An 18,343-nucleotide genomic window follows, 5' to 3' on the forward strand; every position below is an offset into this window, starting at 1 on the left:
AAGCAGTATAACACAAAACTTAATAACCTATACAAAAATTATAGTATTTTATAGGTTATTATAGGATTTTAGTTTCTGTTTGTAACCCCTTTAAAGGGAACCAGTGCCAATAATTCCCTCCAGCAAAAAACACGATCAACACCACCGCAAACAAAAAGGCCGGGATAGCGTTAGCGACAATGATCACCACGCTGCTTAGCACATCTAAAGGCTCGTTATTGCGTTTGGCCTTGAAAATCCCTAAAGGGATAGAAATAAGATAAATCAAAAGCGTGCTAAAAAGCCCTAACGAAATGGATACGGGCAATTTTTCCTTAATCAAATCTATCACTTTAATCTGGCGATAAAAGCTCTCCCCAAAATCAAATTGCACATATTTTTTAAGCATGAGAAGGTAGCGCTCCCCTATGGGCTTGTCAAAACCATAGAGTTTTTTTAAATTTTCTAACAAATCGCTCTCCAACCCTTGAGATCCCCTATAGGCGCGATCTTTAACAACGCCTTGGGTTTCTTTGGACTGCGTGTTATTGATTTTAGCCATCATCTGCTCTATAGGGCCTCCAGGGGCCGATTGGATCAGAAAGAAATTGATAGTCATGATGGCCAATAAAGTAGGGATAATCAAAAGCAAGCGTTTAAGAATATAAGCAATCATTGAAGACCCCTTTCTTTTTTTACCCACCACAAATACGGCGAAAATCCATAGCTAGGGCTGATTTCAGGCATGCCAATGTAATTATACGCTGCGATCCTGTAATTAGGCAAATAAAAATGCGGTATCACATAAAACCCCCACAATAACACCCTATCCATCGCTTGAATGGCGGCTAGTTGCTCCTTATAATCTTTAGCGTTAATGATTTTTTCAATCAAATCATCTACCGCTTTACTAGAGATTCCCGCATAATTCCTTGTGCCTTTTTCTTTAGCGCTCAAAGAGCCAAAATAAAAGCGTTGCTCATTACCCGGGAAAGACGATTGGCCTATCACCCCTACAATCATGTCAAAATCATAGCTTTTGACCCGATTGACATACTGGCTTAAATCCACTCTTTGGATTTTCATTTCAATCCCTAACACCCTTAAGTTTTTAGCAAAAGCTAGAGCCAGTCTTTCAAAGGCCGGGCTGTTTAAAAGCAAAGTGAAACTAAACGGCTTGTTATTCTTATCCACTAAACGCATGTTTTTGTAAGAAAAGCCCGCGCTTTCTAAAAGCTTTTGAGCGTATTTTAAATTTTCCCTCAAATTATAGCCCAAAACATCAGCCCCATCGGTTCTGGGCACGACATAAGGCTCTTTAAAAACCCTTTCATCCAAACTCTTTTCATAAGGGGCTAACAGAACTTTTTCTTCAGGGCTTGGAAGAGAAGGGGACGCATAAACAGAGTTGCTGAAAAAACTAGTGGTGCGTTTGTATTGCGAAAAAAACAAATTTTTATTCGCCCATTCAAAATCAAACGCATAAAATAAGGCTTCACGCACCCTTTTATCCTTAAAAATTTCCCGGCGCGTGTTGAAGAAAAACCCTTGCATGCCGCTTGGCATTTTATGGGCTATTAGGTATTTAGTGATTTTTTTATTGTCTATAGCTTTCCCCACATAGCCCCTAGCCCAAACCTTAGCCGTGCTTTCAATGCGCCAATCATACGCCCCGCTTAAAAAAGCCTGTAAAGCAATGGTTTCGTCTTTATAATACTCAAATTTGATCTCATCAAAATTGAATTGCCCCTTTCTGCTAGGCAAATTCCTCGCCCAATAATTAGGGTTTCTTTGGTAGGTGATTTTCTTGCCCACATCAAAAGAAGCGATCATATAAGGGCCGCTAGAAACAGGAATGAGTAAAGGGTTTTTGGTGAAATAATCCTTTTGAAACGCTTTTTTGGAAAAGATTTGCAACTGCCCTAAAATGAGAGGCAATTCTTTATTTTCAGTGGTTTTGAAAATGAATTTAACATGGTGTTTGTCTAAAATAACCGCCTTTTTAACATCTTGGTAATACTGCCTGTAAATAGGCGATCCTAATTCCATTATCGTATCAAAACTAAACTTCACATCGCTCGCTAAGATGGGAGCGTTATTGCTGAATCTCGCTCTTTTGTCTAAGGTAAAAATCACATAGCTGTTATCCTTAGCCACTTCTGCGTCTTTAGCGATCAAGGGGTATTCGGCATAAGGTTCGTCCAAACTTTGCACCATTAAAGTGTCATAAATCAGATCCAAGCCTTCGGCTTTAGTGCCTTTAAGCGCAAAAGGGTTAAGGCTATCAAAAGTCCCTATAGCGTCATTCCTTAAAACACCGCCTTTTCTAGCGTTAGGGTTAGCGTATTCAAAATGCGTGAAATTGTCTTTATATTTAGGCTCTTCGCCCAAGTATAAATAAGGCGTAGCCTTAAGGAAACAAAACACCCCTAACCATAAGCTTAAAATTTTAAAGACCACTCAAACCAACCCCATCAATTCTTTAGCCTTTTGGTAAGTCGCTTGCGCTAAAGGCTTGGCTTTTTTAGCGCCGCTATTTAAAACGGCTTTTACTTCATCATCGCTGATTTCTTTGTATCTTTCTTGGATGGGTTTTAAAGCCTGGATCACCACTTCAGCCAATTCCTTTTTAAAATCCCCATAGCCCTTATTTTTGAAACGCTCTTCTATGCTTTCTGGGCTTTCATTGCTTAAAAGCATGTAGATATTTAAAAGGTTAAAAACGCCCTCTCTTTTTTCATCAAATGCAATAACGCCCATAGAATCAGTGGCCGCTTTTTTGATTTTTCTTACAATAATGTCCGGCTCATCTAAAAGAAAAATCGCATGGTTAGCCCCTTGATGCGATTTACTCATCTTCACTTTTGGATCATCTAGCCCCATAACCCTTGCCCCCACTTTAGCGATCAAAGGCTCTGGTACTTTAAAGCAACTCCCAAAATCCCTGTTAAATTTTTCTGCAATATTTCGCGTGAGCTCTAAATGCTGTTTTTGATCTTCGCCCACTGGCACTAAATCGCTTTGGTATAATAAAATATCTGACGCCATTAAAATAGGGTAATTGAAAAGCCCCACATTCACGCTTTTAGGGTTTTTTAAAGACTTGTCTTTGAATTGCGTCATTCTTTGCATTTCCCCCATAGACACCTGGCAATTTAATAGCCATGCTAAAGCCGGGTGCTCATCAATTTCACTTTGAATGAATAACCCCGATTGCTTAGGATTAATCCCGCAAGCTAAAAGCAATTTGACCAGCTCATAGCTTTGGGATTTTAAAAATGCCGGATCTATGGGCAAAGTAATCGCATGCGAATTGACGACGCAAAAAAGGTTTTCATATTCATCTTGCGCCTCTACCCAATGCTTGATCGCTCCTAAATAGTTGCCCAAATGGATTTGCCCGGTAGGTTGGATGCCTGAAAAGACTCGTTTTTTGTGCATGTTGTTTCTCGCTCATTAGTTTAGCGTTTATTGTAACCACCTAATTTTAATATTTTAATTTATCTTAGTTTTTAAGAACGCTTGATCCCAGAAAAGAGTAACACTTCATAGCTCAATTTTTCAAACGCCATGTTTTGAAAAAAATGTTTTTTTTGCTTGAAACTCAGCGTTGAACCCCCCAAAAGACCGCATTTTTTAAGGTAATTCAAAGCATCTTGTTTGCGGTTGAAATAAAGAACGAAGCGCTTGTTTTCCAATTCTATTTGAAAATTTTTAAAAGCGTTTTTGATTAAGGATTTGATCGTTTTGAGATCCCTTAAAGGCGAAGGCGTGCCTAAAAATTCATGCACTTCATGCAAACTAAAATCCGTATGGATAGCTAAAGCCACCTCCTTACTAAAAAGAGCGATTTTTTCTAAAACGCTTTTTAAATCCCTTGCCCATTGTAAAGAAGAAGAAGACACAACCAGATCGTAATCGCAAAAAACATGTTCTTCAAAATCCGCATGCTCTAAAGAGATTTTTTGAATGTTAATAGAATGCGTGGGGTGTAATTTGAGCATGTTTATAGAATTATCCAAAGCGATAAAGTCTTCAATCAAAATATTTTGCCGCTCTAAAGCGTTAAAAACAGCCCCACTCCCTGATCCTAGATCCAAAACTTTAGCGTAATGTTTTTGTTTTAAAAATTGAACAAGACAGATAGCGATTTGCTGTTGGATATGGGCAAAGAGATGATAAGTTTTGGCATGCTTATTGAATGCATGCTGATTGAATGAATGAAAAGAGTCCAACACCACCGCCTTTAACGCGCCACGCTTGAAATTAAAACTAAATTTTAGTGTATTCTTAGCAAATTTTAGATAAGATCAAGGGTAATTTTTTCTAAATTTTAGGCATTTAAGGAATCAGTGTTTATGACAAGCGCTCTGTTAGGCTTACAAATTGTTTTAGCGGTATTGATTGTGGTGGTGGTTTTGTTGCAAAAAAGTTCTAGCATCGGCTTAGGGGCTTATAGCGGGAGCAATGAGTCTTTATTTGGCGCTAAAGGGCCTGCGAGCTTTATGGCGAAATTGACCATGTTTTTAGGGCTGTTATTTGTTGCTAATACCATCGCTTTGGGCTATTTTTACAACAAAGAATACGGCAAAAGCATTTTAGATGAAACTAAAACCAACAAAGAGCTTTCACCCTTAGTCCCTGCCACCGGCACGCTTAACCCAACGCTCAATCCCACACTAAACCCTACACTCAACCCTTTAGAGCAAGCCCCCACTAACCCTTTAATGCCCAAACAAACGCCTAGCGAACTTCCTAAAGAGCCAGCCAAAGCGCCTTTTGTTGAAAGCCCCAAACAGAATGAAAAAAATGATGCCAAAAAAGAGAATAAAGAGAATAATATAAAGGGCGTTGAAAAAACCAAAGAGAATGCAAAAACGCCCCCAACCGCCCACCAAAAGCCTAAAACGCACACGCAAACCAACGCCCATACAAACCAAAAAAAGGATGAAAAATAATGTTACAAGCCATTTATAACGAAACCAAAGATCTGATGCAAAAAAGCATTCAAGCTTTAAATAGGGATTTTTCCACTCTAAGGAGCGCGAAAGTTTCAGTCAATATTTTAGATCACATCAAAGTGGATTATTACGGCACGCCCACGGCATTAAATCAAGTCGGATCCGTAATGAGCTTAGATGCGACCACTCTTCAAATCAGCCCGTGGGAAAAAAACCTGCTCAAAGAAATTGAAAGATCCATTCAAGAAGCCAATATCGGCGTGAATCCTAATAACGACGGCGAAACGATCAAGCTTTTTTTCCCGCCCATGACAACCGAGCAAAGAAAACTCATCGCAAAAGACGCCAAAGCGATGGGTGAAAAGGCTAAAGTGGCTGTAAGGAATATCCGCCAAGACGCTAATAATAAGATAAAAAAATTAGAAAAAGACAAAGAAATCAGCGAAGATGAAAGCAAAAAAGCCCAAGAGCAGATCCAAAAAATCACCGATGAAGCCATTAAACAAATTGATGAAAGCGTGAAAAACAAAGAAGACGCGATTTTAAAGGTCTAAACCATGGATATTAAGGCATGTTATCAAAACGCTAAAGCGCTGTTAGAGGGGCATTTCTTGCTCAGTAGCGGGTTTCATTCTAATTATTATTTGCAATCCGCTAAAGTTTTAGAAGATCCCAAACTAGCCGAACAATTAGCCAAAGAATTGGCCAAACAGATCCAAGAAGCCCATTTGAATATTGAATGCGTGTGTTCGCCTGCTATTGGGGGGATCTTGGCTGGGTATGAGCTTGCAAGGGCTTTGGGCGTGCGTTTTATTTTCACTGAAAGGGTGGATAATACCATGGCGTTAAGGCGTGGTTTTGAAGTCAAAAAAAACGAAAAAATTTTAGTGTGTGAGGACATTATCACTACGGGAAAATCCGCTATGGAATGCGCTAAAGTTTTAGAAGAAAAGGGCGCTCAAATCGTGGCTTTTGGCGCTTTAGCTAATCGGGGCATTTGCAAGCGCGTTCATTCTCATTTAAAAGCCCAAGAGGGTGCGTGTTTGCCTAGCCATTTGCCCTTGTTTGCTTTAGAAGATTTTGTTTTTGACATGCACAAGCCTAGCTCTTGCCCTTTGTGCGCTACTAGCGTTGCTATAAAGCCAGGAAGTCGTGGCAACTAAAAAAACCAAAAAAAATAAAATTCCAGAAAAAAAGCAAGCGTTAGAAAGCCCTTTAAAAGGGCTGTATCTCTCTTTGCGCTTAAAGGCCTTTATCACCGATATTTTTATGATTTATACCCCCATGCTTTACATAATGACCTATGCGATTTTAGGGAGCGCGAAGGATTTTAGGGAAAACCAGAGCGCGATTTTTTTATGCTTGCTTTTTTACGCCCTAACGCACAGCTTTTTTATCGCTTTTAAATCCCAAAGCCCTGGCATGCGTTACGCTCAGTTTAAATTAGTCAAAAACAATCGCAAAGAAGTGGGCTTTTTTTTAGCTTTGTGGCGGTTTGTTTTGTGGGTGTTGAGCATGGGGTTACTCATAGGGTTTGTTACGCCTTTTATTTTTAAGTTTTTTTTGCATGACAAACTCAGCGGCACTCATATTGAAACCATCAAGGAGGAAACATGAAAAATTTAGTGATCCTAAGCGGGGCTGGCATTTCAGCAGAAAGCGGGATTAAAACCTTTAGAGACGCTGATGGCTTGTGGGAAGGGCATGACATCATGGAAGTTGCCTCGCCTTATGGCTGGAAAAAGAACCCGCAAAAGGTGTTGGATTTCTACAACCAAAGGCGCCGACAGCTTTTTGAAGTTTATCCTAACAAGGCTCATGAGGCTTTAGCGGAATTGGAAAAACACTATCAAGTTAATATCATCACCCAAAATGTAGATGATTTGCATGAAAGGGCGGGCTCTTCTCGCATTTTGCACTTGCATGGGGAATTATTGAGCGTTCGCAGCGAAAAAGATCCTAATTTGGTTTATAGATGGGAAAAGGACTTGAATTTAGGCGACTTGGCCAAAGACAAATCGCAATTACGACCTGATATTGTGTGGTTTGGCGAAGCGGTGCCTTTGCTTAAAGAAGCAATTTCTTTAGTCAAACAAGCGCATCTTTTAATCATCATTGGCACTTCTTTGCAAGTCTATCCCGCCGCTAGCCTCTACACGCATGCACATAAAGACGCTCTCATTTATTACATTGACCCTAAGGCTAAAAACGCCCATTTGCCCCAGAATGTCCAATGCATTAATGATAGCGCGGTGCATGCCATGCAAGATTTAATGCCCAAACTCATAGAAATGGCCTCTTAAGAGATGTTAAAATAATTTTTATTTTTTCAGCTAACGATTAGCAAAAACATGGTTTAATTGGCTTTGTCATTTGCTAATAATTAAAGGAGTTTGAGAGTCTGATGCAACAAGCCACAGAAGCATTGAATCACCCCTATTTTGGCGTTTTTGTTTTGTTGGTATTCACCTTTTGGGTGTTTAACTTGACTTTGAGGATTCAAAGGTTTTTAAGCCGTAAAATGGCTCAAAAAAAGGGTGAAAAGCTCAAGCTCGCTCCCTATGAATGCGGGCCTGTGGCTCTCAAACAGCCTAATAGAGTGTCCCATCATTTCTATATCATGGCCATGCTTTTTATTTTATTTGATGTAGAAATCGTTTTCATGTTCCCTTGGGCGATTGGTTTTAAAAAATTAGGCTTGTTTGGACTCGTTGAAATGCTAGGCTTTGTCTTCTTTTTAACCATTGGTTTTATTTACGCTTTAAAGCGAAACGCTTTGAGCTGGCAAAAATTAGAGGTGAAATAATGCAACAAGCACCAGTTGTTCTAAGCACTTTGGATAAATTATTGAATTGGGGGCGTTCTAATTCGCTCTGGCCTTTGACCTACGGCTTGGCGTGTTGCGCGATTGAGATGATGGCGACAGGGGGTTCAAGGTTTGATTTTGACCGGTTTGGCACGATTTTTAGAGCTAGCCCTAGGCAATCTGATGTGATGATCATCGCTGGCACGCTCACTAAAAAACATGCCGAATTTATGCGCAGACTTTATGATCAAATGCCTGAGCCTAAATGGGTGATTTCTATGGGGAGTTGCGCTAACACGGGCGGGATGTTTAACACTTATGCGACCGTTCAAGGAGCGGATAGGGTAGTTCCTGTGGATATTTATTTGCCCGGTTGCGCGCCGCGTCCAGAGACTTTACAATACGCTCTTATGGTTTTGCAAGATAAAATCAGACGCTCTAAAGCGATCAAACAAGACGCTCCTAAAAGGTTGGTGTGATGGTAAGAAAACAATCCCCCTATGAAGATGTACAAAAACAATCGCGCCAGCATGACCCCTATAAAATCATAGAACCCACCCCTAAAAAATATTTAGAGGGCAGTGCTTATGAAGTCATTTACAACCACCTTTCTTACAAACATGAGATTTTAGACAAATATATAGAAACTAACACGGCTGTGTTTTGGATCAAAAAAGACGATATTTTTTCTGTCGCTACGACTTTAAGGCATTTGGGTTATGAATGTTTGAGCGAAATGAGTGCGATAGATTTGTGCGCTAAAAAAGGGCATTTTGAATTGTTTTATCAATTTGTGGGTTTTAGCGATAGTTGCAAGAACCGCCGTAGGGTGCGCGTGAAATGCATTCTGTTGCCTAATGAAAGCGTGGATTCTTTGAGTTTTTTATACCGATCGGCTAATTGGAGCGAGAGGGAAGCGTATGACATGCTTGGTATTGCGTTTGACAAACACCCCTATTTGAAACGCCTTATCATGCCGCATGATTGGGTGGGCCACCCTTTATTGCGTTCTTACCCGCTTAAAGGCGATGAATTCGCCCAATGGTATGAAGTGGATAAAATTTTTGGTAAAGAATACCGAGAAGTGGTGGGTAAAGAACAACGAGACAGCGCGAGGGTGGATGAAAAAGACACTTTCAATTTCGCCAAAATTGGCTATGAACAGGGCAAGGGCGAAGAATTAAAAGAAACAGAAGAAAAGCATGCGTTTAAGAAAATCCCTTTTGTCAAAGATTTGCACAAAATCGCCCCCACTATCTTAAAAAAGAGGCTATAAAATGGCTCAAAATTTCACGAAACTCAACCCTCAGTTTGAAAACATCATTTTTGAACATGATGACAACCAAATGATTTTAAACTTTGGCCCCCAACACCCCAGCAGTCATGGGCAATTGCGCTTGATTTTGGAATTAGAGGGCGAAAAAATCATTAAGGCTACCCCTGAAATTGGCTACTTGCATAGAGGCTGTGAAAAGTTAGGCGAAAACATGACCTATAACGAATACATGCCCACTACCGACAGATTGGATTACACTTCTTCTGCCAGCAATAATTACGCTTACGCGCATGCGGTAGAAACCTTGCTCAATTTAGAAATCCCTCGTCGAGCGCAAGTGATCCGCACGATTTTACTAGAGCTTAACCGCATGATCTCACACATCTTTTTTATCAGCGTGCATGCTTTAGATGTGGGGGCGATGAGCGTGTTTTTGTATGCGTTTAAAACGAGGGAATACGGCTTGGATTTGATGGAGGATTATTGCGGGGCTAGGCTCACGCATAACGCTATAAGGATTGGGGGCGTGCCTTTAGATTTACCCCCTAATTGGTTAGAAGGCTTAAAAAAGTTCTTGGGCGAAATGAGAGAATGCAAAAAACTCATTCAAGGCTTGTTGGACAAGAATCGCATTTGGCGGATGCGTTTGGAAAATGTGGGCGTTGTAACGCCCAAAATGGCGCAAAGCTGGGGCATGAGCGGTATCATGTTAAGAGGGAGTGGGATCGCTTATGACATTAGAAAAGAAGAGCCTTATGAGCTTTATAAAGAGCTTGATTTTGATGTGCCGGTGGGCAATTATGGCGATAGCTATGATAGGTATTGTTTGTATATGCTAGAAATTGATGAAAGCATCCGCATCATTGAACAACTCATTCCCATGTATGCTAAAACCGATACGCCTATCATGGCTCAAAACCCGCATTATATTTCTGCCCCTAAAGAAGATATAATGACGCAAAACTACGCCTTGATGCAGCATTTTGTTTTAGTGGCTCAAGGCATGCGCCCGCCCGTTGGGGAAGTGTATGCCCCCACAGAAAGCCCTAAAGGGGAATTAGGGTTTTTTATCCATTCAGAAGGCGAGCCTTACCCTCATAGATTAAAAATCAGAGCCCCTAGCTTTTATCACATTGGGGCTTTAAGCGATATTTTAGTGGGGCAATATTTAGCGGATGCGGTAACCGTGATTGGCTCAACCAATGCGGTGTTTGGCGAGGTGGATAGATGAAACGCTTTGATTTACGCCCCTTAAAAGCGGGTATTTTTGAACGCTTAGAAGAATTGATTGAAAAAGAAATGCAACCTAATGAAGTCGCTATTTTCATGTTTGAAGTGGGGGATTTTTCTAATATCCCTAAGAGCGCTGAATTTATCCAATCTAAAGGGCATGAGCTCCTCAATTCTTTGCGTTTCAATCAAGCGGATTGGACGATTGTCGTGAGGAAAAAGGCTTGATTTTGAGCGGCTTTAACCCCTTAAATTCTCCCTTAATCGCAAGCTCTTCTCTTAGCTTGAAAGAAGCCTATTGTTTAGAAAAATTATCTCTTAAGAAAGGGTTTAAAATCAATTACAAGATGACAAAAGATAGCTTAAACCTTTTAGAAAAAAGCGATTTGTGCGTTTTGTTTGGGGGTTTTTCAAACGCTTGTTTGAATGAAAATGAACGATTGGTTTTAGAAAACATTAACCAACTAAAACTCCCCTACGCCTTGTTAAGACCCTTACAAGACACAAGAGACTTGCAAGAAAATTGCCTTTTTGCGTCGTATGAAATCAACACGGAAGCGGCGGTTTTGGCTTTGATTTTAAGGGGTATTTTAGAAAAAACTTCCCAATTAAAAGGGCATGTTTTAGAAGATGTTGATGTGGGGTATTTAAGTTCTGAAGCGAACATGAGCGAAGAAGAATTGCAAGAACTTATCGCTCTTATCATTAAAGCAAAAAAAAGGGTGCTTGTTTTAAACAGAGAAATCACTAAGCATGCGGATAGCGCCTTTTTATACACCCTTTTAAGCGAGTTGCAAAACCACCTAGAAATTTTGCATATCCCTTGCAATAATTCAAACGCAACAACCGCTTTTTATGATTTTAAAGATCAAGAATGGCTGCTAGAAACAGCCTTAAAAGAGGGTGTTTTGCCTTTTGAATCGCAACTTAAATCAAAAGATTTAGAGCTTTTAGAGCGAATGGGTGAGGCTAACGGCTCGTTTGTTTATGTTTCTTACAAGAGTCTTGAAACCCCCAGATTATCTTTTTCCAAGCAATTTAAGATCGCTAATAAAATCCAGCATTCTAAAGCGGGGTTTCAAATCTCAAATAAAACGCTAGAATGCGAGTTAGAAGAAAGCCCCCATTTGAAGGGTTTGATTGCGATTTTAGAAGGGGCGTTTTTTGACGCTTACCCTTATATCCCTATTTTATCCCACTCTCAAGGAATTTCATGATCACAATGAACATCAATGGCAAAATGATTGAATGCCAAGAGGGACAAAGCGTTTTAGAGGCTGCTAGGAGCGCTGGGATCTACATCCCTACTATTTGCTATTTAAGCGGTTGCTCGCCCACAGTCGCATGCAAAATGTGCATGGTTGAAATGGATGGCAAACGGGTTTATAGTTGCAACACGAAAGCCAAAAACAACGCCGTTATCCTCACCAACACCCCAACGCTCATGGATGAAAGAAAAAGCATCATGCAAACTTATGATGTCAATCACCCCCTAGAGTGTGGCGTGTGCGATAAGAGCGGGGAGTGCGAATTGCAAGACATGACGCATTTAACCGGCGTAGAGCACCAACCTTATGCGGTGGCTGATGATTTTAAAGCGCTAGATTCATGGGCACAAGCCTTGTATGATCCCAATTTGTGCATCATGTGCGAAAGGTGCGTAACCACTTGCAAGGACAATGTGGGCGAAGACAACCTCAAAGCCACTAAAGCCAATTTGCATGCTCCAGATAAATTTAAAGACCGCATGTCCAAAGACGCTTTTAGCGTGTGGAGTCGTAAGCAAAAAGGCATTATTTCTTTTGTGGGCAGCGTGCCTTGTTATGATTGCGGGGAGTGCATTGCGGTATGCCCTGTGGGCGCTTTGAGTTATAAAGATTTCGCTTACACGGCTAACGCATGGGAATTAAAAAAGATCCATTCTACTTGTTCGCATTGTTCAGCCGGTTGTTTGATTTCTTATGATGTGCGCCATTTTGATACTCTAGGCGAAGAATCTAAAATTTTTAGAGTGCTTAATGATTTTTACCATAACCCTATTTGTGGGGCAGGCCGTTTCGCTTTTGATGTGAGCTCTAGCCCTAAAGGCAGCACTAATCTTAAAGAAGCGCAAAACGCCCTCAAAGAATGCGAAGCGGTGTGGATAGGAGGAGACATTACGAATGAAGAGGCGTTTTTAATAGAGCGTTTGAGGAAAAAACTTGATTTTAAAATCTACAATCAAGAAGCGTATCGTTTCCAACAATTCTTAAAAGTATTGGGCGAAGTTGAACGCCCCAGCATTGAAGAGATTAAAACTTCTCATTTAGTCATCACAATAGGATCTTCTATCAAAACAGAAAACCCTTTGGTGCGCTATGCTATCAATAACGCCCTCAAACTCAATAAAGCTTCTTTGATCGCTATGCACCCTATCAAGGATAACGCGTTAGCGAATTTGTGCCGAAGCTCTTTTTGCATCACCCATGAAGTGGGGGCTGAAGAAATCCTTTTGGGCATGCTTTTAAAAATGCTTAACATTGAAAGCGCGGCTCTAAAAAGTTTAGAAGATTCCAAGCAAAGCATTGTAGATGAAGCGGCTCTTAAAGCCTTAGAAGAAGAGCGAAAAAAAGCTTTAGAACAAGCCGAGCAAGGGTGCAATATTGGAGAAAATAAGGCAGAAAATCAAGAAGAGGATAAAACAGAAGCAGCCACCCCAAAAGAAGAAAATCAAGAAAAAAACAAGACAGAGGTTAAAGAAGAAAGTATTGAAGTCCCTACCAAAACCACTTATTTGTTGCTTGAAGAAGCGGGCATCAATTCAGAAACTTATGAAAAAATTCTGGCTCTTTTGCAAAAATCAAATAACACCTTGCTAGTGGTTGGCGAAGAAATCTATAGCCATAAACAAGCCCACAATATCGCTAAAATGTTGCGTTTGTTAGCCCAAAAAAGCGCTATTAAACTCATTCTTATCCCCCCAAGCGCCAACGCTTTAGGCATCGCTTCCCTTTGTGAATTGAGCGAAGAAATTTTTGAACATGAAAAAATTGTAGGCATTCGCGCTCAAGGGGATTTCACTATCAATAGCGATGATAGGGTTTTTGGAAAAGACGCCGTCAGCAAAGTGGATTTTATTTTACCCAGCCTTAACCAGCTAGAGGGCACGATCACTAATATTGAAGGGCGCGTGTTGCCCTTAAAACCGGCTTTGAGATTTGAAGGCTATGATTTGAGCGATATTATGCAAGGCTTTGGCTTTGTGGAAGAAAACCTCACAGAATGCACCCACAAACTCCCTACAGAAGCGGGCTTTAAAGCCATAGAATTTGACCATCTAACCAACTATTTCACTAACGACAGAGTCAATCACAGAGGCTATCTGCTAGGAACAAGCCCTTTTGAAAAGAGCGCTAAAGAATACGAAACCACAGAATGCGAGCCTATCAAGCCTTTAAAAGAAAAAATCGCTTTCAACGCGTATTTAAAATACCCAGAAACGCAATTCAATAACGCTACCAATAAAAGCGAGAATTTGCAATTAAAAGCCGGTGTCTATGTGTCTAAAGCTTTCTTAAAAAAATTGAATAAAGAAGTGGGGCAAAGCATCACTTTATCTAAAGAAGAAGAGGAATTAACAGGCGTTTTGTATCTTGATGAAAGCTTGGATCAAGAGGTGTTTGTTATCTCGCCTTCTCTTTTGAAAAACCATTCTGGCTTTTTTAGAGAGGGCGTGTTTGATAGCGTGGATTTAAAGGAGCAAGCATGAGCGCTTATATCATTGAAACCTTGATTAAAATTTTGATTTTAGTCGCTGTTTTTTCGGCTTTAGGAGGCTTTGCCACTTATATTGAAAGGAAAGTGTTAGCCTATTTCCAACGCCGTTTAGGGCCTTGTTATGTGGGGCCTTTTGGGCTTTTGCAAGTCGCAGCAGACGGCATTAAGCTTTTCACCAAAGAAGACATTATCCCCCAAGGCGCTAACAAGTTCATCTTCACGCTAGCACCCATTATTGCGATGGTGAGCGCGTTTGTGTCCATGGCACCTATCCCCTTTTTCCCTAATTTCACTCTGTTTGGCTATGAGATCAAGCCCCTTATTTCTGACATCAACATTGGCTTTTTGTTTTTCTTAGCCGTGGGTGCAGCAGGGATTTATGCGCCTATTTTAGCCGGGCTTGCTTCTAATAACAAATACTCTTTAATCGGTTCAGCAAGAGCGACGATCCAATTACTCAGCTTTGAAGTGGTCAGCACTTTAACCATTCTAGCCCCCTTAATGGTGGTAGGATCGCTCTCTTTAGTGGAAATCAATAATTACCAAAGCGGTGGGTTTTTAGACTGGCTTGTGTTTAAGCAACCTCTAGCGTTTGTTTTGTTTTTGATCGCAAGTTATGCTGAATTGAATCGCACCCCCTTTGACTTGTTAGAGCATGAAGCCGAGATTGTAGCAGGGTATTGCACCGAATACAGCGGCTTGAAATGGGGCATGTTCTTTTTAGCGGAATACGCGCATTTATTCGCTTTTTCTTTTGTGATTTCTATCGTGTTTTTTGGCGGGTTTAACGCATGGGGTTTTATCCCTGGAGGAATAGCGATTGTGATTAAAGCGGGCTTTTTTGTCTTTTTATCCATGTGGGTTAGAGCGACTTATCCGCATGTGCGCCCAGACCAACTGATGAATATGTGTTGGAAAATCATGCTGCCTTTAGCGGTATTGAACATTGTGCTAACAGGCATTATCATTTTAATTTAAAGGAGGTTTTATGGCCAAACAAGAATACAAGCAACTTCCTAAACGAGCCGAAGTCCATAGCGCGACCGAGCAATTTAAAGACACCATTAAAACGAGCTTGGGTTTGGATCTATTCAAAGGGCTAGGGCTTACGATCAAGGAATTTTTTAGCCCAAGCGTAACCATCCATTACCCTATGGAGCAACTCCCCTTAAGCCCTCGTTATCGCGCGGTGCATAACTTGCAACGGCTTTTAGACTCAGGCTCTGAAAGGTGTATTGGCTGCGGGCTGTGCGAAAAGATTTGCACGAGCAATTGCATAAGGATCATCACGCATAAGGGCGAAGACAACCGCAAAAAGATCGATTCTTACACGATCAATTTGGGGCGTTGCATTTATTGCGGATTGTGCGCAGAAGTTTGCCCAGAATTAGCGATTGTTATGGGGAATCGGTTTGAAAACGCCAGCACCCAACGCTCCCAATACGGCTCTAAAAGCGAGTTTCTAACGAGCGAACAAGACGCTAAAAACTGCTCGCATGTCGAGTTTTTAGGCTTTGGTGCGGTAAGCCCTAATTACAACGAACGCATGCAAGCCACCCCTTTAGATTATGTCCAAGAGCCTTCAAAAGAAGAATCAAAAGAAGAAACTCCAACAAACCCAGAAAGCAATAAGGGAGATGAAAATGTTTGAAACCATTGCCTTTTATTTCTTTGCGATCCTTACTTTAAGCATGGCGTTAGTGGTGATCACCACCACAAATATCCTCTATGCCATTACCGCTCTTGCCAGCAGCATGGTTTTTATTTCCGCTTTTTTCTTTTTACTAGACGCTGAGTTTTTGGGCGTGGTGCAAATCACGGTGTATGTGGGCGCGGTCATTGTGATGTATGCGTTTGGCATGATGTTTTTCAACTCCGCTGCAGAAGTAATTGAACGCAAGCAAAGCCCTAAAATCTTGTGCGCGCTTTCATTTGGCGTGGCGCTATTACTCACCTTGATTTTAAGCGCTCCTAGCATTGGCGAAAACCTTTCTAATCAAGTCAATTCCAACGCTATTGATGCGCAAATCCCTAACATTAAAGCCATTGGTTATGTGCTTTTTACCAATTACCTCATCCCTTTTGAAGCGGCGGCTTTAATGCTTTTAGTCGCTATGGTTGGAGGCATCGCTACAGGGATTCAAAAAATCCATGGGAAAAATCACACGCAATTTATAAAGGAATCTCTATGATAGGGTTAAACCACTATTTGATTGTTTCAGGGTTGCTCTTTTGCATTGGTTTAGCGGGCATGCTGAAACGCAAAAACATTCTGTTGCTCTTTTTTTCTACAGAAATCATGCTCAATGCGATCAATATCGGTTTTGTAGCGATCTCTAAATACACGCATAATTTAGATGGGCAGATGTTTGCGCTCTTTATTATCGCTATTGCCGCTAGTGAGGTGGCTATTGGTTTGGGCTTGGTGATTTTGTGGTTTAAGAAATACAAGAGCTTAGATATTGATTCTTTAAACGCTATGAAAGGTTGAGCATGCAGTATTCTTCTTTGCTGTCAGTGGTGTTGTTTTTGCCTTTAATCGGCGCGCTTTATGCGGGGCTGTTTGGGGCTAAAGCTAAAGCGTTGCATGTGGGCGTTTTCAATTCTTTGTGCGTGCTGGTTTCTTTCATTGGCGCTGTGGTTCTTTTCATTCAAGCATGGCACAATCAAAGCTATGAAAAATACTTATTTGACTGGATCGTGGTAGGGAATTTTAAAGTCGGCTTTTCTCTCATGCTGGATAATATCAATGCGGTCATGATTGTCGTGGTAACTTTAGTTTCTTTCTTAGTGCATGTGTATTCTATAGGCTATATGGAGCATGATAAAGGGTTTAACCGCTATTTTTCCTATCTCAGCGGCTTTGTGTTTTCCATGCTGGTGTTGGTGTTGAGCGATAATTTTTTAGGGCTTTTCATTGGCTGGGAAGGGGTGGGGCTATGCTCTTACTTGCTCATTGGCTTCTGGTATCATAAGACAAGCGCGAATGATGCTTCTATTGAAGCCTTTGTGATGAATCGAATCACGGATTTAGGCATGCTCATGGGGATTATTTTGATCTTTTGGAATTTTGGCACCCTCCAGTATAAAGAAGTCTTTAGCATGCTCAATCACACCGATTATTCCATGCTCTTTTACATTAGCGTGTTTCTTTTCATTGGCGCTATGGGGAAGAGCGCTCAATTCCCTATGCACACATGGTTAGCCAACGCTATGGAGGGGCCTACCCCCGTGTCCGCTCTCATCCATGCAGCGACGATGGTAACCGCTGGGGTGTATCTAGTCATCAGAGCCAATCCCTTGTATAGCGCGGTGTTTGAAGTGGGTTATTTTATCGCATGTTTAGGGGCGTTTGTGGCTCTTTTTGGAGCGAGCATGGCTTTAGTCAATAAGGATTTAAAGCGCATTGTGGCTTATTCCACGCTTTCTCAATTAGGCTATATGTTTGTAGCGGCCGGTCTTGGGGCTTATGCGATCGCGCTTTTCCATCTCTTTACGCATGCGTTTTTCAAATCCCTCCTTTTCTTAGGATCAGGGAATGTCATGCATGCGATGGAAGACAATCTGGATATTACTAAAATGGGCGCTTTATACAAGCCTATGAGGATCACAGCTATCTTTATGATTATAGGTTCAGTGGCTTTGTGCGGGATTTACCCTTTCGCGGGATACTTTTCTAAAGACAAAATTTTAGAAGCGGCTTTTGGGATGCACCACCATGTTTTATGGTTTGCGCTTCTAATCGGGGCGATCTTTACCGCTTTTTATAGCTTCAGGCTCATCATGCTTGTGTTTTTTGCACCCAAACAGCACGCTATCAACCACCCCCATGAGGCTCAAAATTTCATGCTTTTAAGCATGCTGCCGTTAGGGGTTTTAGCGGTCATTGCCGGGTTTTTTGAAGAGCCGTTTTTTCATTTCATCTCTCAAGTGATCCCTAGCGTTGAAGAGTATCCCGTCCCGCTCGCTCTTTTAATCAGCACCACCACCATAGTGGTGCTATTGAGCATCGCCTATGCCATATTTAAATATAAAAATGGTATCACTTCCAAAAAAGAGGGGGGCTTTTTATACAAGCTCTTGCTCAACCAATACTATATCCCCAAGCTCTATCAAGGGATTGCAAAAGTTTTTAGCGCCATCGCTTCATTCTTGCACCAAGTCGTGGAATTAAGGATCATTGATGCGGTAGTGGATACTATAGGAAAAAGCGTTTTTGTCATAGGGCGTGTGTTTAGGATCAGTCAAGACGGGAATTTGACTTCCATGCTGCGCTTCATGGTGGCCGGGGTTTTAATCTTATTAGCGTTTGTAGCTTTTTTTGGGAGATAAGAA

The 18,343-nt window shown here is 41.1% G+C and carries 20 protein-coding genes and 1 pseudogene; 17 read left to right on the forward strand and 4 right to left on the reverse strand.

All coding sequences use genetic code 11. From position 1 onward, the window contains the following. Positions 1 to 70: 70 nt before the first annotated feature. The 4 genes and pseudogenes from HPSH112_RS06190 to HPSH112_RS06205 form a co-directional block, all read right to left on the reverse strand. Positions 71 to 655 (reverse strand): annotated as a pseudogene (locus HPSH112_RS06190) (ABC transporter permease subunit); the annotation flags it as partial. Continuing rightward, a complete protein-coding gene (locus HPSH112_RS06195; protein ID WP_000231400.1) occupies positions 652 to 2,439 on the reverse strand; it encodes an extracellular solute-binding protein in 1,788 nt (595 codons plus the stop codon). The pseudogene HPSH112_RS06190 and the gene HPSH112_RS06195, both read right to left, overlap by 4 nt. Then, positions 2,440 to 3,420 carry a tryptophan--tRNA ligase gene (gene trpS, locus HPSH112_RS06200; protein WP_000549090.1) on the reverse strand — a complete coding sequence of 327 codons (981 nt, stop codon included), beginning with the start codon at positions 3,418 to 3,420 and terminating at the stop codon, positions 2,440 to 2,442. Between the two features lie 71 nt (positions 3,421 to 3,491). After that, positions 3,492 to 4,214, reverse strand: a complete 723-nt coding sequence (locus tag HPSH112_RS06205; RefSeq protein WP_000376758.1) for a methyltransferase domain-containing protein — start codon at positions 4,212 to 4,214, stop codon at positions 3,492 to 3,494. A 123-nt stretch (positions 4,215 to 4,337) separates the two neighbouring features. Here HPSH112_RS06205 and secG point away from each other — a divergent pair, with 123 nt between their 5' ends. The 17 genes from secG to nuoL all read left to right on the forward strand — a co-directional run bounded on the left by secG (position 4,338) and on the right by nuoL (position 18,340). Next, the gene (secG, locus tag HPSH112_RS06210; RefSeq protein ID WP_014662012.1) at positions 4,338 to 4,937 is read left to right on the forward strand and encodes a preprotein translocase subunit SecG; all 600 of its coding nucleotides are present in this window, start codon (positions 4,338 to 4,340) and stop codon (positions 4,935 to 4,937) included. Next, positions 4,937 to 5,494 carry a ribosome recycling factor gene (gene frr, locus HPSH112_RS06215; RefSeq protein WP_000938343.1) on the forward strand — a complete coding sequence of 186 codons (558 nt, stop codon included), beginning with the start codon at positions 4,937 to 4,939 and terminating at the stop codon, positions 5,492 to 5,494. The genes secG and frr overlap by 1 nt, the downstream gene beginning before the upstream one ends. A 3-nt stretch (positions 5,495 to 5,497) precedes the next feature. Then, positions 5,498 to 6,103 carry an orotate phosphoribosyltransferase gene (gene pyrE / locus HPSH112_RS06220; RefSeq protein WP_000351540.1) on the forward strand — a complete coding sequence of 202 codons (606 nt, stop codon included), beginning with the start codon at positions 5,498 to 5,500 and terminating at the stop codon, positions 6,101 to 6,103. After that, positions 6,093 to 6,557, forward strand: coding sequence for an RDD family protein (locus HPSH112_RS06225; RefSeq protein WP_000201706.1), 465 nt, complete (start codon positions 6,093 to 6,095; stop codon positions 6,555 to 6,557). Before pyrE ends, HPSH112_RS06225 begins: the two co-directional genes overlap by 11 nt. After that, entirely contained in the window at positions 6,554 to 7,243 is a 690-nt protein-coding gene (locus HPSH112_RS06230; protein ID WP_000793901.1) for an SIR2 family NAD-dependent protein deacylase, read from the forward strand. The genes HPSH112_RS06225 and HPSH112_RS06230 overlap by 4 nt, the downstream gene beginning before the upstream one ends. Before the next feature lie 101 nt (positions 7,244 to 7,344). Beyond that, on the forward strand, positions 7,345 to 7,746 hold the full coding sequence (locus HPSH112_RS06235; protein WP_001183543.1) for an NAD(P)H-quinone oxidoreductase subunit 3: 402 nt from the start codon (positions 7,345 to 7,347) through the stop codon (positions 7,744 to 7,746). Further along, entirely contained in the window at positions 7,746 to 8,225 is a 480-nt protein-coding gene (locus HPSH112_RS06240) for a NuoB/complex I 20 kDa subunit family protein (protein WP_001183511.1), read from the forward strand. Before HPSH112_RS06235 ends, HPSH112_RS06240 begins: the two co-directional genes overlap by 1 nt. Next, complete coding sequence (locus HPSH112_RS06245) at positions 8,225 to 9,022, forward strand: NADH-quinone oxidoreductase subunit C (protein WP_014662013.1); 798 nt, start codon at positions 8,225 to 8,227, stop codon at positions 9,020 to 9,022. The genes HPSH112_RS06240 and HPSH112_RS06245 overlap by 1 nt, the downstream gene beginning before the upstream one ends. Before the next feature lies 1 nt (position 9,023). Beyond that, on the forward strand, positions 9,024 to 10,253 hold the full coding sequence (nuoD, locus tag HPSH112_RS06250) for an NADH dehydrogenase (quinone) subunit D (protein ID WP_000068192.1): 1,230 nt from the start codon (positions 9,024 to 9,026) through the stop codon (positions 10,251 to 10,253). Then, positions 10,250 to 10,480 (forward strand): NADH-ubiquinone oxidoreductase subunit E family protein, encoded by a 231-nt coding sequence (locus HPSH112_RS06255; protein WP_000819168.1) that lies wholly within the window; start codon positions 10,250 to 10,252, stop codon positions 10,478 to 10,480. Before nuoD ends, HPSH112_RS06255 begins: the two co-directional genes overlap by 4 nt. A 2-nt stretch (positions 10,481 to 10,482) precedes the next feature. Continuing rightward, entirely contained in the window at positions 10,483 to 11,469 is a 987-nt protein-coding gene (locus tag HPSH112_RS06260; protein ID WP_000012667.1) for a hypothetical protein, read from the forward strand. After that, positions 11,466 to 14,000: an NADH-quinone oxidoreductase subunit G gene (locus tag HPSH112_RS06265; protein WP_000632099.1), complete on the forward strand. Its 2,535-nt coding sequence runs from the start codon at positions 11,466 to 11,468 to the stop codon at positions 13,998 to 14,000. Before HPSH112_RS06260 ends, HPSH112_RS06265 begins: the two co-directional genes overlap by 4 nt. Then, positions 13,997 to 14,986, forward strand: coding sequence for an NADH-quinone oxidoreductase subunit NuoH (gene nuoH, locus HPSH112_RS06270; protein WP_001277298.1), 990 nt, complete (start codon positions 13,997 to 13,999; stop codon positions 14,984 to 14,986). The genes HPSH112_RS06265 and nuoH overlap by 4 nt, the downstream gene beginning before the upstream one ends. A gap of 10 nt (positions 14,987 to 14,996) precedes the next feature. After that, positions 14,997 to 15,659, forward strand: a complete 663-nt coding sequence (gene nuoI / locus HPSH112_RS06275) for an NADH-quinone oxidoreductase subunit NuoI (protein ID WP_001118539.1) — start codon at positions 14,997 to 14,999, stop codon at positions 15,657 to 15,659. Beyond that, entirely contained in the window at positions 15,652 to 16,200 is a 549-nt protein-coding gene (locus HPSH112_RS06280; RefSeq protein WP_000464171.1) for an NADH-quinone oxidoreductase subunit J, read from the forward strand. The genes nuoI and HPSH112_RS06280 overlap by 8 nt, the downstream gene beginning before the upstream one ends. Then, complete coding sequence (gene nuoK, locus HPSH112_RS06285) at positions 16,197 to 16,499, forward strand: NADH-quinone oxidoreductase subunit NuoK (protein ID WP_000579759.1); 303 nt, start codon at positions 16,197 to 16,199, stop codon at positions 16,497 to 16,499. Before HPSH112_RS06280 ends, nuoK begins: the two co-directional genes overlap by 4 nt. 2 nt (positions 16,500 to 16,501) lie before the next feature. Then, positions 16,502 to 18,340, forward strand: a complete 1,839-nt coding sequence (nuoL, locus tag HPSH112_RS06290; protein WP_001200255.1) for an NADH-quinone oxidoreductase subunit L — start codon at positions 16,502 to 16,504, stop codon at positions 18,338 to 18,340. Positions 18,341 to 18,343 lie beyond the last annotated feature (3 nt).

The organism is Helicobacter pylori Shi112 (assembly GCF_000277405.1).
Taxonomy (GTDB): domain Bacteria; phylum Campylobacterota; class Campylobacteria; order Campylobacterales; family Helicobacteraceae; genus Helicobacter; species Helicobacter pylori_C.

Excerpts from the sequence above, each read along its gene's own strand:
- trpS (WP_000549090.1), bottom strand. The coding sequence starts at position 3,420 with ATGCACAAAAAACGAGTCTTTTCAGGCATCCAACCTACCGGGCAAATC.
- secG (WP_014662012.1), top strand. The coding sequence starts at position 4,338 with ATGACAAGCGCTCTGTTAGGCTTACAAATTGTTTTAGCGGTATTGATT.
- frr (WP_000938343.1), top strand. The coding sequence starts at position 4,937 with ATGTTACAAGCCATTTATAACGAAACCAAAGATCTGATGCAAAAAAGC.
- pyrE (WP_000351540.1), top strand. The coding sequence starts at position 5,498 with ATGGATATTAAGGCATGTTATCAAAACGCTAAAGCGCTGTTAGAGGGG.
- HPSH112_RS06230 (WP_000793901.1), top strand. The coding sequence starts at position 6,554 with ATGAAAAATTTAGTGATCCTAAGCGGGGCTGGCATTTCAGCAGAAAGC.
- HPSH112_RS06235 (WP_001183543.1), top strand. The coding sequence starts at position 7,345 with ATGCAACAAGCCACAGAAGCATTGAATCACCCCTATTTTGGCGTTTTT.
- HPSH112_RS06240 (WP_001183511.1), top strand. The coding sequence starts at position 7,746 with ATGCAACAAGCACCAGTTGTTCTAAGCACTTTGGATAAATTATTGAAT.
- HPSH112_RS06245 (WP_014662013.1), top strand. The coding sequence starts at position 8,225 with ATGGTAAGAAAACAATCCCCCTATGAAGATGTACAAAAACAATCGCGC.
- nuoD (WP_000068192.1), top strand. The coding sequence starts at position 9,024 with ATGGCTCAAAATTTCACGAAACTCAACCCTCAGTTTGAAAACATCATT.
- HPSH112_RS06255 (WP_000819168.1), top strand. The coding sequence starts at position 10,250 with ATGAAACGCTTTGATTTACGCCCCTTAAAAGCGGGTATTTTTGAACGC.
- HPSH112_RS06265 (WP_000632099.1), top strand. The coding sequence starts at position 11,466 with ATGATCACAATGAACATCAATGGCAAAATGATTGAATGCCAAGAGGGA.
- nuoH (WP_001277298.1), top strand. The coding sequence starts at position 13,997 with ATGAGCGCTTATATCATTGAAACCTTGATTAAAATTTTGATTTTAGTC.
- nuoI (WP_001118539.1), top strand. The coding sequence starts at position 14,997 with ATGGCCAAACAAGAATACAAGCAACTTCCTAAACGAGCCGAAGTCCAT.
- HPSH112_RS06280 (WP_000464171.1), top strand. The coding sequence starts at position 15,652 with ATGTTTGAAACCATTGCCTTTTATTTCTTTGCGATCCTTACTTTAAGC.
- nuoK (WP_000579759.1), top strand. The coding sequence starts at position 16,197 with ATGATAGGGTTAAACCACTATTTGATTGTTTCAGGGTTGCTCTTTTGC.
- nuoL (WP_001200255.1), top strand. The coding sequence starts at position 16,502 with ATGCAGTATTCTTCTTTGCTGTCAGTGGTGTTGTTTTTGCCTTTAATC.